The sequence below is a fragment of the Kitasatospora sp. NPDC005856 genome, from assembly GCF_040629945.1.
Taxonomy (GTDB): domain Bacteria; phylum Actinomycetota; class Actinomycetes; order Streptomycetales; family Streptomycetaceae; genus Kitasatospora.
In genome coordinates, this window is the sequence record NZ_JBEXWT010000102.1 from 12,615 (window position 1) to 31,134 (window position 18,520).

Sequence of the window (18,520 nt, forward strand, 5' to 3'; positions counted from 1 at the left end):
AGGACGGCGGCCCCCAATGGTGAACGACGACAAGCTGAGGGACTACCTCAAGCGGGTGACGGCGGATCTGCACCACACCCGCCGGCGCCTGACCGAGGCCGAGGACGCAGGCCGCGAACCGATCGCGGTCGTCGCGATGAGCTGCCGCTACCCCGGCGGCGTACGGTCCCCCGAGGACCTGTGGCGCCTGGTCACCGACGGCACCGATGCCATCACCGGCTTCCCCCGCGACCGGGGCTGGGACCTGGACCACCTGGACGACCCGGAACGACTGCGCGAGGGCACCAGCCACACCGCCCTGGGCGGATTCCTCGACGACGTCGGGCACTTCGACCCCGGATTCTTCGGGATCTCCCCGCGCGAAGCGCTCGCGATGGACCCGCAGCAGCGACTCCTCCTGGAGACCACCTGGGAGGCGTTCGAACGGGCCGGTATCGACCCCGCGACCCTGCGGGGCAGCAGGACCGGCGTCTTCGCCGGGGTGATGTACCAGGACTACGCGGTACGGCTGCGCCAGGTCCCCGACGACGTGGCCGGCTACGTCGGCAGCGGCAGCTCCGACAGCGTCGCCTCGGGCCGCGTCGCCTACACCTTCGGTCTGGAGGGCCCGGCGGTCAGCATCGACACCGCCTGCTCCTCCTCGCTGGTCGCCATCCACCTCGCCGCCCAGGCCCTGCGGGCCGGCGACTGCACCCTGGCCCTGGCCGGGGGCGCGATGGTCATGTCGACACCCGTTCCGTTCGTGGAGATGAGCCGTCAGGGCGGCCTGGCCCGGGACGGCCGCTGCAAGTCCTTCGCCGCCGCCGCCGACGGCACCGGCTGGGGCGAGGGCGTCGGCATGCTCCTGCTGGAGCGCCTCTCGGACGCCCGGCGCAACGGCCACCCGGTCCTCGCCCTGATCCGCGGCACCGCCGTCAACCAGGACGGCGCCAGCAGCAGGCTCACCGCCCCCAACGGCCCCGCCCAGCAGCGCGTCATCCGCCACGCCCTGGCCAACGCCGGACTCACCCCCGCCGATGTGGACGTGGTCGAGGCGCACGGCACCGGCACCCCGCTGGGCGACCCGATCGAGGCCCAGGCCCTGCTGGCCACCTACGGGCAGGACCGCGCGGACGGGCAGCCGCTGCTGCTCGGCTCGCTGAAGTCCAACATCGGGCACACCCAGGCGGCGGCCGGCGTCGGCGGCGTCATCAAGACCGTCCTCGCCATGCGGCACGGTACCGTCCCGCCCACCCTGCACGCCCAGGACCCGTCCCCGCAGATCGACTGGACCGCGGGCGCGGTGCGCCTGGTCACCGCGAACACCCCCTGGCCCGAGACCGGACGGCCGCGCCGGGCCGCGGTGTCCTCCTTCGGCGTCAGCGGCACCAACGGACACGTCGTCCTGGAACAGGCGGACGAACCCGTCCTGGAACAGGCCGACGAACCCGCCGCCCCCGCCGTCCTCCCCTGGGTGCTCTCCGGACGCACCGCCGAAGCGCTGCGCGCCCAGGCCGCACGGCTCCGCGACCACCTCGACGCCCACCCCGGACCCGGCCCGGCCGAGGTCGGCCACGCCCTCGCGACGACCCGCGCCGCGCACGAGCACCGGGCGGTCCTGATCGGCGCCCACCCCGACGAGTTCCGGGCCGGCCTCGACGCCCTGGTGGCCGGCCGCACCGCCCCCGGCCTGGTCCTCGGCACTGCCGGAACCGGCGGCGAAGTCGCCCTGGTGTTCCCCGGACAGGGATCCCAATGGGCCGGCATGGCCGTCGAACTCCTCGACTCCGCCCCCGCCTTCGCCGCCCGCGTCGCGGACTGCGAGCGTGCCCTGGCACCCTTCGTCGACTGGTCCCTGGAAGCCGTCCTGCGCGGCGCTCCCGGCACCCCGCCGGCCGAACGCGTCGACGTGGTGCAGCCGGTGCTGTGGGCCGTCATGGTCTCCCTGGCCGAACTGTGGCGCTCCCACGGCATCACCCCCGGCGCGGTCATCGGCCACTCCCAGGGCGAGATCGCCGCCGCCGTGGTGGCGGGAGCGCTGAGCCTGGAGGACGGGGCGAAGGTCGTCGCCCTGCGCAGCCGCGCCATCCGCGCCCTGTCCGGCCGCGGCGGCATGGCCTCGGTGGCCCTGCCCGCCGAACAGGTCGCCGAACACCTCGCACCCTGGGACGGCCGGCTCGCCGTCGCCGCCGTCAACGGACCCGCCTCCACCGTGGTCTCCGGCGACACCGACGCGCTCGACGCGTTCCTCGACCGGACGACGGCGCTGGACATCCGTAGCCGGCGCATCCCCGTCGACTACGCCTCGCACAGCGCCCACGTCGAGGACATCCGCACCGAACTGCTCGCCCGGCTCGACGGACTGACCCCCCGCCCGTCCGCCATCCCCTTCTACTCCACCCTCAGCGGCGGCCTGCTGGAGGACACCACCGCCCTGGACGCCGACTACTGGTACCGCAACCTCCGCGGGACCGTCCGCTTCGAACAGGCGACCCGCGCCCTGCTCGCCGACGGCTACCAGGTCCTCCTGGAAAGCAGCCCGCACCCCGTCCTCACCGTCGGTGTCCTGGAGACCGCCGAGGACGCGGGCGCCGACGCCACCGCCGTGGGCACCCTGCGCCGCGACGACGGCGGCCCGCGCCGGTTCACCGAGTCCCTGGCCGAACTCCACCTGCGCGGAGTCTCCCCGGACTGGGACACCGTCTTCGCCGACCGCCGCCCCGGACGGGTGGAACTGCCCACCTACGCCTTCCAACGCGACCCGTACTGGCTGGAGGACGGCGCCGCGCCCGTCGGCGACGTCACCTCTGCCGGACTGACCCCCGCGGACCATCCGCTGCTGGGCGCCGTCGTGGTCCTCGCGGACAGCGACGGCCTGCTCCTCACCGGCCGCCTGTCGGCCCGCACCCACCCGTGGCTCGCCGACCACGCCGTCGGCGGCCGGGCACTGCTCCCGGGCACCGCCTTCCTGGAACTCGCGCTCCAGGCCGGAGCCCGCGTCGGCTGCCCCCGGGTCGAGGAATTCACCCTCGAGGCCCCCCTGGCGCTGCCCGAACACGGCGGCACCGTGCTGCGCCTCACCGTGGGCGCCCCCGACTCCCTGGGCCACCGCCCGCTCAGCCTGCACTCCCGGCCGGACACACCCGTCGACGGTGACCCCGACGGCGACGAGTGGACCAGGCACGCCGAAGGCGTCCTGGCCCAGGACGGCGCGGAAGGCGCCGAGGCCGACGGGCCGATGCCCTGGCCGCCGCCCGGCGCCGAACCCCTCGCCCTCGACGGACTGTACGAACGCTTCGCGGCGGGCGGATTCGCCTACGGTCCCGCCTTCCAGGGCCTGAACGCGGTCTGGCGGCGCGGCGACGAGCTGTTCGCGGAGGCCGTCGTGCCCGCTGGGCCCACACCCGACGCCGCCCGCTTCGGCCTGCACCCGGCCCTGCTGGACGCGGCCCTGCACGCCACCGGTGTGCCCGGCGCCCCCGGCGCGGAGGCCCACCCCGAGGGACGGCTGCCGTTCTCCTGGAACGGCGTGACCCTGCACGCCACCGGCGCCGGCGCGATCCGCGTCCGGCTCGCCCCGGCCGGGCCCGACGCGGTGACGCTCGCCGTCGCCGACGCGACCGGCGCCCCCGTGGCGACCGTGGACGCACTGGTCCTGCGGCCCGCGGGCACCGTCAGCCTCGGCGCCGACCGCGCCCCCCACGGCCGCCACCACCAGGACCTCTATGCGACGGAGTGGGTCACCACACCCCCGCGCGGCAGCGGTGCACCCGTTCACCGCACCGCGGACCTGGCCACGCTGCTGGCCGCCGTCGACGCCGGAGCTCCGGTGCCCGAAACGGTCCTGCTCGCCCGCGCGGAGCCCGTGGACGCGGCCGGACCGGCCGCGGTGGTCCGCGCGGTCGTCCACCAGGCCCTCAGCGACGTCCGGACCTGGCTCGCCGACGACCGCTTCGCCGGCTCTCGCCTGGTGTTCGCCACCCGGGGTGCGGTCAGCGCCGGGGAGGGGGAGGACGTACGCAACCCCGCGCACAGCGCACTCTGGGGCCTGGTCCGTTCGGCCCGGTCCGAACACCCCGGGTGCTTCGCCCTGCTCGACCTCGACGCCGACGACGAGCACGGCACCTCCGCAGGCGTCGCCGCGGCCCTCGCTTCGGGAGAACCGCAGTCCGCGGTCCGCGGCGACGACGTCCGCGTACCCCGGCTGGTCCGGGTCCTCAGGAACGACCCGGACCTCTCGGACGACGCGGCAGGGCCCCTCCGGGCCTTCGACCCGGACGGCACGGTCCTCATCACCGGCGGCACCGGCCTGCTCGGCTCCCACGTCGCCCGCCGCCTGGTCACCGGGCACGGCGTCCGGCACCTGCTCCTGCTCTCCCGCGGCGGCCCGGCCGCCGCCGGAGCCGACGAACTGCGGGCCGAACTCGCCGCGCTGGGAGCCGAGACCGCCATCGTCGCCTGCGACGCCGCCGACCGGGCCGCCCTGGCCGCCGTATTCGCGGACCTGCCGCCCGCGCACCCGCTGACCGCCGTGGTCCATACCGCGGGCACCCTCGACGACGGCGTCGTCACCGCACTCACCCCCGAACGGGTGGACGCCGTGCTGCGCCCCAAGGTCGACGCCGCCCTCCACCTGCACGAACTGACCCGCGACCTCGATCTGACGCACTTCGTGCTCTTCTCCTCGGCCGCAGGCACCTTCGGCGGCCCCGGACAGGCCAACTACGCCGCCGCCAACGCCTTCCTCGACGCCCTGGCCGTCCAGCGTCGGGCGGCGGGCCTGGCCGGCCAGGCCCTGGCCTGGACCCTGTGGGAGCAGGCCAGCGTCCTCACCGGACACCTGGACGAGGACGACGTACGACGCCTCGCCCGGTCCGGGATGCCGCCGCTCTCCACCGAGCGGGGACTCGCGCTCTTCGACACCGCCCTCACCGTGGACCGGGCCGCCCTGGTCCCGATGCGCCTCGACACCGCGGCCCTGCGGTCCGCGGCGGCGGAGGGCACTCTGCCGCCGCTGCTGCGCGGCCTGGTGCGCACACCGCCGCGCCGGGCGGCCACGGCCGCGCAGGCGACGGCCGACGACAACGCCCTGCGCCGGCGCCTCGCGGCCCTCGACGGCACCGGACAGACCCGGCTGCTCGTCGAACTCGTCCGCACCCACGCGGCTGCCGTCCTCGGCCATGCCTCCCCGGACACCCTCGACCCCGGACGGGCCTTCCGCGAACTGGGCTTCGACTCACTGGCCTCGGTGGAACTGCGCAACCGCCTGACCGCCGCCACCGGCCTGCGGCTTCCCGCCAGCCTGGTGTTCGACCACCCGACCCCGGCCGCGCTCGCGGACTTCCTGGGCGCCGGACTCACGGACACGGAAGCGGCCAGGGCCGTCATGCCCGCCGTACCCGCAGGGTCGGCCGACCGGATCCGGGACGCGGACGACGACCGGATCGCGATCGTCTCCGCGGCCTGCCGCCTCCCCGGCGATGTCCGCTCACCCGAGGACCTGTGGCGGATGCTGGCCGAGGGCCGCGACGGCATCTCCGGGTTCCCCACCGACCGGGGCTGGAGCCTGGACACGCTCTACGACCCCGATCCCGACCGCATCGGCACCTCCGTCACCCGCGAGGGCGGCTTCCTGCACGACGCGGCCGGGTTCGACGCGGACTTCTTCGGCATCTCGCCGCGCGAGGCGGCGGCCATGGACCCGCAGCAGCGGCTGCTCCTGGAAACCACCTGGGAACTCTTCGAGCGCGCGGCCATCGACCCGTCCACCCTGCGCGGAGCCCCGGTCGGCACGTACGTCGGCCTGATGCAGCAGGACTACGCGGCCCGGTTGCTGCCCTACATCCCCGAGGACGTCGAGGGATTCCTCGGCACCGGCAACTCGGGAAGCGTCGTCTCCGGACGCCTGGCCTACTTCTTCGGCTTGGAAGGCCCCGCGGTCACCGTGGACACCGCGTGCTCGTCCTCGCTGGTGGCCCTGCACCTCGCGGTCCGGGCGCTGCGATCCGGCGAATGCTCGCTGGCCCTGGCCGGCGGTGTCAACGTGATGTGCAGCCCCGAACTGTTCGTCGAGTTCAGCCGACAGGGCGGACTCGCTCCGGACGGCCGCTGCAAGTCCTTCGCCGCGGCGGCCGACGGTACCGCCTTCGGAGAAGGCACGGGCATGCTGCTGGTGGAGCGGTTGTCGGACGCCCGCCGCAACGGGCATCCGGTGCTGGCGGTGATCCGTGGTTCGGCGGTGAACCAGGACGGTGCGAGCAATGGTCTGACGGCGCCGAACGGTCCGTCGCAGCAGCGGGTGATCCGTGCGGCGCTGGCGGACGCGGGGCTGACGGCGTCCGAGGTGGACGTGGTGGAGGCGCACGGTACGGGGACGCGGTTGGGTGACCCGATCGAGGCGCAGGCGCTGCTGGCGACGTACGGGCAGGACCGGCCCGCGGACCGGCCGGTGTGGATCGGCTCGCTGAAGTCCAACATCGGACACGCCTCGGCTGCCGCCGGTGTGGCGGGGGTCATCAAGTCGGTGCTCGCCTTGCGGCACGGCGTGATGCCCAAGACGCTGCACGTGGACGGTCCGACGCCCGAGGTCGACTGGTCCGCGGGAGCCGGCCGGCTGCTGACGGAGGCCCGGGTGTGGGACGACACGGGCCGTCCGCGCCGGGCGGGGGTGTCCTCCTTCGGCGTCAGCGGCACCAACGCCCACGTCATCCTCGAACAGGCCCCGACCGACCCGACAGCCCCCGCAGACGGGCTCGTTGACGGGGCCGGGACCCCGGGGACCGTACCCGCCGCCGTTCCCTTGCTCCTCTCGGCGCGCACTCCGGAGGCGCTGTGCGCCCAGGCCGCGGCGCTGTCGGCCCGGATCGGAGACGGGTCGGGCGTCCGCGCCGTGGACGTGGCCTTCTCCCTGGCCACGGGCCGCAGCGCGCTGGAACACCGCGCGGTGCTGGTGGGCACGGAGGAGAACCTCGCCGAGCACCTGGCCGCGCTGTCACAGGGTGCTGCGGTGCCCGGCGGCGGGTTGGTTTCCGGTCGGGTGGCGCTGGTGTTCCCGGGGCAGGGTTCGCAGTGGGTGGGGATGGCCGCGGAGTTGCTGGCCGAATCGGCGGTGTTCGCGGGGCGGATGGCGGAGTGCGGGCGGGCGTTGGCGCCTTACGTGGACTGGTCGTTGGCGGAGGCGTTGGGCTCGGAGGCGCTGTTGGCGCGGGTGGATGTGGTGCAGCCGGTGCTGTGGGCGGTGATGGTGTCGCTGGCGGAGGTGTGGCGTTCGTTCGGTGTGGCGGTCGACGCCGTGGTGGGCCACTCGCAGGGTGAGGTTGCGGCCGCCGTGGTGGCGGGTGGCCTGAGCATCGACGACGGGGCGCGGGTGGTCGCGCTGCGTTCCCGTGCGGTGGGGGCGTTGGCGGGCCGTGGCGGCATGGCGTCGGTTCCCCTGCCGGTGGAGGCGGTGCGGGAGCGGATCGCGGGCCGGTTGTCGGTGGCGGCGGTGAACGGTCCGTCGTCGACGGTGGTGTCGGGTGACGCGCACGCGGTGACGGCACTGGTCGACGGGCTGACGGGTGAGGGGGTGCGGGCGCGTCTGATCGAGGTCGACTACGCGTCGCACTCCGCGCACGTGGAGGAGGTCCGTGAGCGGTTGCTCGCCGATCTGGCCGGCATCGTTCCCGTCTCGGGTTCGGTGGCGTTCTTCTCGACGGTGACGGGCGGCTGGCTGGACACGAAGGCTTTGGACGCGGAGTACTGGTACCGCAATCTCCGGGAGACCGTCGAGTTCGGGAAGGCCACGGCGGCGTTGCTGGGGGAGGGCTTCCGGTTCTTCGTGGAGTCCAGCCCGCACGCGGTGCTGGGTGTGGCGGTGGGGGAGTCGGTGGAGGCCGCGGGTGTGGATGCCGCGGTGCTGGGGACGCTGCGTCGCGGGGAGGGCGGCCTGGCCCAGGTGCTGCGGGCGGTGGGCCGTGCGTGGGAGCGCGGGCTGGGGGTGGACTGGTCGGGTGCGTTCCCGGGGGCGCGGCGTGTCGAGCTGCCGACCTACGCCTTCCAGCGCAGCCGCTACTGGCTCGACGTTCCGACCACGAGCTGGGACGTCGCCTCGGCGGGTCTCGCCACGACCGGGCACCCGCTGCTCGGTGCGGCGACGCAGGTCGCGGACTCCGATGAGCTGCTGCTCAGCGGCCGGATCTCGCTGCGTACCCACCCCTGGCTCGCCGACCACGCGGTGTCGGGCGTCGTCCTCTTCCCCGGCACGGCGTTTCTCGAACTCGCGCTGCGCGCCGGGGCCGAGGCGGACTGCCCGGTGGTCGAGGAACTCACCCTCGGATCGGCGCTCGTGCTCCCGGAGGAGGGAGCCGTCCACCTACAGCTCCGGGTGGCCGCACCCGACGGCGACGGTCGGCGCAGGCTCGGCGTGTTCGCCCGTACGACACGGGACGCCGACGCGCCCTGGACCGAGCACGCCACCGGCACCCTGGCACCCCGGCCCGCCGGGGACCCGGCCGGAGCCGCGGCCGGTCTGCTGAGCTGGCCGCCGTCCGGTGCCGAACCCGTGGACACCGGCGGCCTCTACGAGCGCTTCGCCGAGGCCGGCTACCACTACGGCCCCGCCTTCCGCGGCATCCGTGCCGCGTGGCTCCGCAGCGGCGAGGTGTTCGCCGAGGTGGTGCTGCCGGAGCCGCAGCACGCCGACGCCGCCGGATGCGTGCTGCACCCCGCGCTGCTGGACGCGGCCCTCCAGATCGCCGCACTGCTGCCCGACCAGGACGGCCGGGCCCGGCTGCCCTTCAGTTGGAACGGCGTGACCAGCGGGATCACCGGGGCCACCACGCTGCGCGTGCGGCTCGCCACCGACACGCCGGACACCGTGACCCTGCACGCCCACGACCTGTCCGGACGGCAGGTGCTCGGCGTGGAGGCCCTGCTGCTGCGGCCTCCGGCCGCCGGCGGGCCGCTCTCCGCGACCGCCCACGCCGACCTGCTGTACCGCCTCGACTGGACCCCGGCCACCGACCCGGCCGACAGCACCGTGCCCACCTGGGCCGCCCTCGGCAGTGCCGTCCCCGGCGCGGTGTCATGGCAGGACATCGGCGCCCTGGGGGCCGCCCTCGAAGCGGGCGCCGCCCTCCCCGAGGTGATCGTGGCGGCCATCGCCACCGCCGACCTGCCCCACCCCGCCGACCGGGTCCGGGCCACCGCACACCAGGGCCTCGCCCTCGTGCAGCAGTGGCTGGCCGACGAGCGGTTCGCTGCGGCCAGGCTGGCCCTGCTCACCAGGGACGCGGTCCGTACCGGACCGGTCGACCGTCCCGTCGATCCCGCCCAGGCCGCCCTGTGGGGCCTGGTGCGCAGCGCGCGGGCCGAGCACCCCGGGCGCTTCGTCCTCATCGACGCGGCCGGGACCGGCGAGCCGGCGGACGCCCTGCCTGCGGCGCTCGCCGCCGGGGAACCCGAGCTGGCGCTGCGGACCGGCCCGCCGCTGCTGCCGCGGCTGGTCCGCGGCGGCCGGCCGGACGGCACGCTGTCCCTGCCGGACGGCGCCGCCTGGCGGCTCACCACCGACGGCCGGGGCTCCCTCGAGGACATCGCGGCGGAGCCCGCTCCGGCGGCCCTCGCCCCGCTGGGCAAGGGTGAGGTACGGATCGCGGTGCGCGCCGCCGGGCTGAACTTCCACGACGTCATCGCCGCGCTCGGCCTGGACCCCGACCCCGAACAGCAGGGCCTGGGCAGCGAGGGCGCCGGAACCGTCATCGAGGTGGGCCCGGGTGTGGACGACCTGGCACCCGGGGACCGGGTGATGGGGATCTTCGGGGGCGCGTTCGGCCCGACCGCCGTCGCCGACCGCCGCACCGTCGCCCGGATACCGGCGGGCTGGTCCTTCGCCCGTGCCGCATCCGTGCCGGTGGTGTTCCTCACCGCCTACTACGGTCTGTTCGATCTCGGCGGACTGCGGCGCGGGGAATCGGTACTGGTCCACGCCGCGGCCGGTGGGGTCGGCATGGCGGCGGTGCAACTCGCCCGGCACGCCGGTGCGCGGGTGTTCGCGACCGCCTCCCCCGCCAAGTGGGACGTCCTGCGGGCCGGCGGGCTGGACGCCGCGCACATCGCCTCGACCCGTACCACCGACTTCGCCGAGACGTTCCTGACGGCCACCGGCGGGCGGGGCGTCGACGTCGTACTCGACAGCCTGGCACGGGAGTTCGTCGACGCCGGTCTGCGGCTGCTGCCGAACGGCGGCCGGTTCGTGGAGATGGGCAAGACCGACGTCCGCGACCCCGAGACGGTCGCCCGGCAGCATCCCGGGGTGCGGTACCGGGCGTTCGACCTGATGGAGGCCGGTCCCGAGCGCATCGGCGAGATGCTCGCCGACGTCCTGGACCTGTTCCAGCAGGGAGTGCTGCGTCCTCTGCCCGTCACCGGCTGGGACGTCCGGCAGGCCCCGGCCGCCCTGCGCTCGCTCAGCCAGGCCCGGGGCGTCGGCAAGAACGTCCTGCTGCTGCCCGCTCCGCCGGACCCCGAGGGGACTGTCCTGGTCACCGGGGCCACCGGCACCCTGGGACGGCTCCTGGCCCGGCATCTGGTCGTCGCGCACGGCGCCCGGCACCTGCTGCTGGCGGGCCGCCGGGGCGGATCCGCCGACGGCATGCCGGAGCTGGTACGGGAACTGACCGGGCTCGGGGCGTCGGTGACCGTCGCAGCCTGCGACGTCGCCGACCGCGCCGCGCTCGCCGCCCTGCTCGGGTCGGTGCCCGCCGCGCACCCACTCACCGCCGTCGTCCACGCGGCCGGTGTCCTGGACGACGCCACGATCGCGGGGCTGACTCCGGACCGGCTCGACCGCGTCCTGCGGCCCAAGGCGGACGCGGCGCTGGCCCTGCACGAACTCACCCGGGACCTCGACCTCGCGGCGCTGGTCCTGTTCTCCTCGGGCGCCGCCCAGTTCGGCGCGGCCGGGCAGGCGAACTACGCCGCCGCCAACGCGGTCCTCGACGCCCTCGCGGCCGAACGCCGGGCCGAGGGGCTGCCAGGCCTGTCCATCGGCTGGGGCCTGTGGGAGGAGCGCAGCGAGATGACCGCCGCGGTCACCGCGGGCCCGGGCGCCAGGGCGGGCGCGCTGACCTCGGCGGAGGGCCTCGCCCTGTTCGACGCGGCACTGGACTCCCCGTACGCCTACCGGCTCGCGGCCAGGATCGCCCCGTCCGTGCTGCGGGCGGACGACCGACTGCCCGCCGTGCTCCGCGGCCTGGTCCGCCCCGCCCGTACCGGTTCCGCCTCCGCCACGGCGCCGGCCCGCTCGATGGCGCGGCAGCTCGCCGAGCTGCCCGAGGCCGAGCTGTACCGGACCCTGCTCGACCTGGTGCGCGGCAACGCCGCGGCGGTGCTCGGCCACAGTTCGCCGAACCTGATCCGCCCGGCCCGCCCGTTCAAGGACGTCGGCTTCGACTCCCTCACCGGGGTCGAACTGCGCAACCGGCTGGTGTCCTCGACCGGGCTGCGGCTGCCGGCCGCGCTCGTCTTCGACCACCCCACCCCGGAGGCACTGGCACGCCACCTCGCCGAGCGGGCCACCGCCGCCCGCCCGACGGGCGACGCGGCGGTCCGGGCCGGGCTCGACACCCTGGAGGCCCTGCTCGACGCCCTGCCGCCGGACGGCGTCAGCGACGAACTCGCCGCCCGGATAAGGGAAGTGCTGTCCCGCCCGCTGCCCGGCGGGACACCGGCCACCACCGCCCGCCCCACGGGCGACGTGGACGACCTGGCCCCCGACCTGATCGAGGCGGCCAGCGACGACGAGGTGTTCGACTACATCGACCGGCAGTTGGGATCCGCATGACCAGGGCACCGATCCACGCCGTCCGCGCACCCCGCGCAGCCCGAGACGAAAGCAGCGGTGTCCAGTGAGCGACCAGAGGATGCGCGACTACCTCAACCGGGTGACCATCGACCTGCGGGACACCCGGCAGCGGCTCCGGGAGGCCGAGGCCCGCACGAGCGAGCCGATCGCGATCGTGGCGATGAGCTGCCGCTTCCCCGGCGGCGTCCGCACCCCCGAGGACCTGTGGGAACTGCTCGCCGAAGGCCGCGACACCATCGCGCCGGTCCCCGGCGACCGGGGCTGGGAGACCGCCTGGCCGTCCGGCGGCACGGTCCCCGGGCGAGGGGCGTTCCTGGACGGCGCGGCGGACTTCGACCCGGAGTTCTTCGGCATCTCGCCCCGTGAGGCGGTCGCGATGGACCCGCAGCAGCGGCTGCTACTGATGGCGTCCTGGGAGGCCGTCGAGCAGGCCGGCATCGACCCGCTCACCCTGCGGGGCAGCCGTACCGGGGTGTATGCCGCGGCCATCGACCAGGGGTACGCGACGCTGGGCTCCGGCGCGGCCGAAGCCGTCCAGGGGTTCCTGATGACGGGGAACTCGATGAGCGTGATGTCCGGGCGGGTGTCCTACGCGCTCGGTCTCGAAGGCCCGGCCGTCACCGTGGACACCGCCTGTTCGGCCTCGCTGGTGGCGCTGCACCTCGCGGCGCGGGCCCTGCGGGCCGGTGAGTGCTCGCTCGCGCTCGCCGGCGGGGCCAGCGTGATGGCGCTGCCGGCGGTGTTCGTCGAGTTCAGCCGGCAGGGCGCGATGTCCCCCGACGGCCGCTGCAAGCCGTTCGCGGCGGCCGCGGACGGCACCGGCTGGGGCGAGGGCGTGGGGATGCTGCTGCTGGAGCGGCTGTCGGACGCGCGCCGCAACGGCCGTACGGTGCTGGCCGTGCTGCGCGGCTCGGCCGTCAACCAGGACGGCGCCAGCAACGGCCTGACCGCCCCCAACGGCCCCTCCCAGCAGCGGGTCATCCGGGCGGCCCTCGCCGACGCCGGACTGACCGCTTCCGAGGTCGACGCGGTGGAGGCGCACGGCACCGGGACCACCCTCGGCGACCCGATCGAGGCCGACGCGCTGCTGGCCACCTACGGCCAGGACCGGCCCGCCGGGCGTCCGCTGTGGCTGGGGTCGCTGAAGTCGAACATCGGGCACACCCAGGCCGCCGCCGGGGTCGCCGGGGTCATCAAGACGGTGCTCGCGCTGCGGCACGGCGTCCTGCCCCGCACCCTGCACGTGGACGCGCCCACCCCGCACGCCGACTGGTCCTCGGGCGCCGTCGAACTCCTCACCGAGGCCCGCGACTGGCCCGCCGTCGACCGGCCGCGCCGGGCCGGGGTGTCCTCGTTCGGCATGAGCGGCACCAATGCGCACGTCGTCCTCGAACAGGCACCGGAGCCGGAACAGGCCGACGGACCGGAAGCAGCGACCGACGGCCCGGACACCGCAGCCGGGGCGGGCGCGCCCGGGGCCGTGCTGCCCTGGGTGCTGTCCGGCCGCACCGCGTCCGCGCTCGGGGACCAGGCGGCCCGGCTGCGCGCCCGGCTCGCCACGGACGCGCCCGCACGGGCGGCCGACATCGGGTTCTCGCTGGCGACCACCCGGTCCGCTTTCGAACACCGGGCCGTGGTGATCGGCGACGGGCGCCCCGCACTGCTGGACGGCCTCGCCGCCCTGTCCGGGCCGGGCACGGACCTCTCCACCGCCCCGGCCACGCCCGCCGACGTCGTCGCGGGCACCGGCCGGGTCGTCGAGGGCCGGACGGCACTGGTGTTCCCCGGCCAGGGCTCCCAGTGGGCCGGCATGGCGCGGGACCTGCTCGCCACCAGCCCCGTGTTCCGGGACCGCCTCGCCGCCTGCGACGCCGCCCTCCGCGCCCATGTCGACTGGCGGCTCCCCGCCGTCCTGGAGGGCGCGCCCGGGGCACCCTCCCTGGAACGGGTGGACGTGGTGCAGCCGGTGCTGTGGGCGGTGATGGTGTCACTGGCCGCGCACTGGGAGTCCTGGGGCGTCCGGCCCGACGCCGTGGTCGGGCACAGCCAGGGCGAGATCGCCGCCGCCGTGGTGGCGGGAGCGCTGAGCCTGGAGGACGGGGCGAAGGTCGTCGCCCTGCGCAGCCGGGCCATCCGGGCGCTGGCCGGACTCGGCGGCATGGTCGCGGTGTCCCTGCCCGAGGACCGGGTCCGCGCCGAGATCGCCCCCTGGGCCGAGAAGCTGTCGGTGGCCGCCGTCAACGGGCCCGCCGCCGTGGTGGTCTCCGGCGAGACCCAGGCCCTGGCCGAACTGCTCGCCCACTGCGCCGCACAGGGCGTACGGGCCCGGTCCGTACCCGTGGACTACGCCTCGCACTCGGCCCAGGTCGAAGGGATCAGGTCCGAGGTGCTGGCCGCGCTGGCCGGCGTACGCCCGCTCCCGGCCCGGATTCCGCTGTTCTCCACCGTCACCGGCGACCGGCTCGACACCACGGTCATGGACGCCGACTACTGGTACCGCAACCTCCGCGGGACCGTCCGCTTCGATGCCGCCGTCCGCTCCCTGATCGAACAGGGCCACGAGGTCTTCGTCGAGGTGTCGCCGCACCCGGTGCTGACCATGGCCCTCCAGGACACCGCCGAGGCCACCGGCGCCGAGGAGCCGCCCGTGGTCGTCGGCACCCTGCGCCGCGACGACGGCGGACTGCGCCGGGCCCTGCGCTCGGCCGCCGAACTGTGGGTGGCCGGCGCGGCCGTCGACTGGTCCGCGGTGTACGCCGGCACCGGCGCCCGCCCGACCGCTCTGCCCGGATACCCCTTCCAGCTGCGGCGCTACTGGCTGGAGCCGGAGGCGGCGCCCGGCACCGGACCGGCCGCCGCCGACCCGCACGACACGGCCTTCTGGCACATGGTCGACCACGACGCCCCGGCCGAGATCGCCGCCCACCTCGCCGTCGACGAGGACGCCCTCGCCCCTGTCCTGCCCGCCCTGCGAGGCTGGCGCAAACAGCGGCGCGACGAGAGCGTCATCGACTCCTGGCGCTACCGCATCGGCTGGCAGCCGCTGCCCGACCCGCCGGCCGCCACCCCCGCCGCCGGCACCTGGCTCGTCGTCCTGCCCGCCGGACACGACGACGACGCACGGGTACGCGGCCCGCTGCTCGCCCTCACCGAAGCGGGCGCCACCGTCGTCACGGCCGAACCCACCGCCGACGCCGTCCGCCGCACGGACCTCGCGGACACGCTCGCCACCGCCCTCGGCGACCGCGTCCCGACGGGCGTGCTGTCGCTGCTGGCCGCCGACGACCGGCCCCACCCCGACCACCCGGCCCTGCCCACCGGGACGGCACTCACCGTCGCCCTGGTGCAGGCCCTGGGCGACCTCGCCCTCACCGCACCCCTGTGGTGCGCCACCGCCGGGGCCGTGTCCACGGGCCAGGACGACCCGGTCACCCACCCCCGCCAGGCACTGGTCTGGGGCACCGGACTGGTGGCCGCGCTGGAACTGTCCGCCCGCTGGGGCGGACTCATCGACCTGCCGCCGAACCTCGACGCCCGCGCCAGGACCCGCCTCGCCGCCGTCCTGACGGCCCCCGGCACCGGCCCGGACGGCCTCGGTCGCGAGGACCAGCTGGCCCTGCGCCCCACCGGCCTGCTGGCCCGCCGCCTCCGGCGCGCCCCCCGGAACGACAGCCGTACGAAGCACTGGAGGCCCCGCGGCACCGTCCTGCTGACCGGCGGCACCGGAGCCGTCGGCCCGTACCTCGTCCGCTGGCTGGCCCGCAGCGGCGCCACCCACCTCGTCCTGCCCGGCCGCCGCGGCCCCCAGGCACCCGGCGCGGCCGAACTCGCCGCGGAACTGGCCGCCCTCGGCGTACGACTGACCCTGCCCGTCTGCGACCTGGCGGACCGTCAGGCCGTGGCGGAACTGCTCACCGGCCTGGACACGGCGGGCGACCCGGTCACCGCGGTCGTCCACGCGGCCGCGTTCGTCGCGCTCGCCCCCCTGGACGGCACACCGATGTCCGCGTTCGAACAGATCGTCGCCGCCAAGGCCGCCGGCGCCGAACACCTCGACGCCCTGCTCGACCGCGAACTCGACGCCTTCGTCCTGTTCTCCTCGATCGCCGGAGTCTGGGGCAGCGGCGACCACGGCGCCTACGCCGCAGCCAACGCCTACCTCGACGCCCTGGCCCAGCACCGCCGGGCCCGCGGCCTCACCGCCACCACCGTCGACTGGGGCATCTGGCAGGCCGAGAACCCCTTCCAGGACCGCATCGCCGGAGCGGACGCCGATCTGTTCAACCTGGAGCAGCACGGCCTGCCCCGGATCGCCCCCGACCTCGCGGTCCACGCCCTGCAACAGGCGCTCGACGACGACGAGACCGTACTCGCCGTCGCCGACGTCGACTGGGAGCAGTTCGCCGCCGTCTTCACCTCCACCCGCCGCAGCCCGCTGCTCACCGGCATCCCCGAAGCCCGCCGCGCCCTGGAAGCCGCGACCGGCGACACGGAGGCACCCGCCGCCGCACTGCTGCGCCAACGGCTCGCCGCCCTCGCCGGATCCGAACAGCACCGTCTGCTGCTCGACCTGGTCCGCACCCACGCGGCAGCCGTCCTCGGCCATCCCTCGGTGGACGCGATCCGGCCCGGCATGGCGTTCCAGGACATGGGCTTCGCCTCCCTCACCGCAGTCGAACTCCGCAACCGGCTCAACACCGCCACCGGCCTGCGGCTGCCGTCCACGCTGATCTTCGACCACCCGTCGTCCACCGTGCTCGCCCGGGAGATCCGCGCCGAACTGCTCGGCCGGCAGGCCACCGACCCGGACCCCGCCGCCCCGGACGCCGCCGCGCACCTGCCCGCGCCCGACGACGAGCCGATCGCGATCGTGTCCATGGCCTGCCGCTTCCCCGGCGGCATCGGCACCCCCGAAGACCTGTGGCGCCTGCTCGCCGACGGCGGCGACGCCGTCTCGGAGTTCCCCACCGACCGCGGCTGGGACATCGACGTCCTCTACGACCCCGACCCCGACCGCCCCGGCACCTCGACCACCCGGCACGGCGGCTTCCTGCACGACGCCGCCGACTTCGACGCGGAGTTCTTCGGCATCTCGCCGCGCGAGGCCCTGGCCATGGACCCCCAGCAGCGGCTGCTCCTGGAAACCACCTGGGAGGCGATCGAACGCGCCGCCATCGACCCGGCCGCCCTGCGCGGCAGCCGCACCGGAGTGTTCACCGGCGTCAACTACGCCGACTACGCGGCCGTCGTCGCCCAGTCGGAGGAAGGAGACGGCCACCTGCTCACCGGCAGCGCACCCAGCGTCGTATCCGGCCGGGTCGCCTACACCCTGGGCCTCGAAGGCCCCGCCGTGACCATCGACACGGCCTGCTCCTCCTCACTCGTCGCCATGCACTACGCCGGCCGGGCCCTGCGCGGCGGCGACTGCTCCCTCGCCCTGGTCGGCGGCGTCGCCCTGATGGCGACCCCCGGCGCCCTGATCAGCTTCTCCCGGCAACGGGGACTCGCCGAGGACGGCCGCTGCAAGGCCTTCTCGGACGACGCGGACGGCATGGGCATGGGCGAAGGCGTCGGCGTCCTGCTGCTGGAGCGGCTGTCGGACGCCCGCCGCAACGGACATCCGGTACTGGCGCTGGTACGCGGCTCCGCCGTCAACCAGGACGGCGCCAGCAACGGACTCTCCGCCCCCAACGGTCCGTCGCAGCAGCGGGTGATCCGGGCGGCGCTCGCGGACGCGGGTCTGACGCCGTCCGAGGTGGACGTGGTGGAGGCGCACGGCACCGGCACCACCCTCGGCGACCCCATCGAGGCGCAGGCCCTGCTGGCCACCTACGGCCAGGACCGGCCCGCCGGACGGCCCCTGCTGGTCGGCTCCCTCAAGTCCAACCTCGGCCACGCCCAGGCGGCATCGGGTGTGGCGGGGGTCATCAAGACGGTGCTGTCCATGCAGCACGGGCAGGTGCCCCGCACCCTGCACGTCAGCAGGCCCTCCGGCCACGTCGACTGGACGCGTGGAGCGCTGGCCCTCGCGACCGAGCAGCAGCCCTGGCCGTCCCACGGCCGCCCCTTCCGGGCCGGAGTGTCCTCCTTCGGCCTGAGCGGCACCAACGTCCACACCATCCTCGAACACGCCCCCCTGGAGGACGACGGTCCGCCGGCCGAGCGCACCCCCCTGCCGGCGGTGCCCTGGCTGCTGTCGGCGAAGAGCCCGCAGGCACTGCGCCTCCAGGCCGACCGGCTGCGCCGCCACCTGGACGGCAACCCCGGGGTCGACCCGCGCGACATCGGATCCGCCCTGCACACGCGCACCGCCTTCGAGTACCGAAAGGCACTGGTCGGGGACCGGGACCAACTCCACACCCTGCTGGGCCGGATGGCCGACGAGGACTCGGGAGCGTGGGACGGCGGTCGCCCGGTCGACGGTCGTTCGGTGTTGGTGTTCCCGGGTCAGGGTTCGCAGTGGGTGGGGATGGCCGCGGAGTTGCTGGCCGGGTCGGCTGTGTTCGCGGGGCGGATGGCGGAGTGCGAGCGGGCGCTGGCGCCTTACGTGGATTGGTCGTTGGCGGAGGCGTTGGGTTCGGAGGCGCTGTTGGCGCGGGTGGATGTGGTGCAGCCGGTGCTGTGGGCGGTGATGGTGTCGCTGGCGGAGGTGTGGCGTTCGTTCGGGGTCGTCCCGGACGCGGTGGTGGGCCACTC

General features: G+C 75.4%; 2 protein-coding genes. Both read left to right on the forward strand.

The window, feature by feature from the left end; all coding sequences use genetic code 11:
• Positions 1-16: 16 nt before the first annotated feature.
• Positions 17-11,803 (forward strand): SDR family NAD(P)-dependent oxidoreductase, encoded by an 11,787-nt coding sequence (locus ABZ449_RS36245; RefSeq protein WP_360354691.1) that lies wholly within the window; start codon positions 17-19, stop codon positions 11,801-11,803.
• 79 nt (positions 11,804-11,882) lie between these two features.
• On the forward strand, positions 11,883-18,520 hold a 6,638-nt coding region (locus ABZ449_RS36250; RefSeq protein WP_360354693.1), incomplete at its 3' end, for a type I polyketide synthase.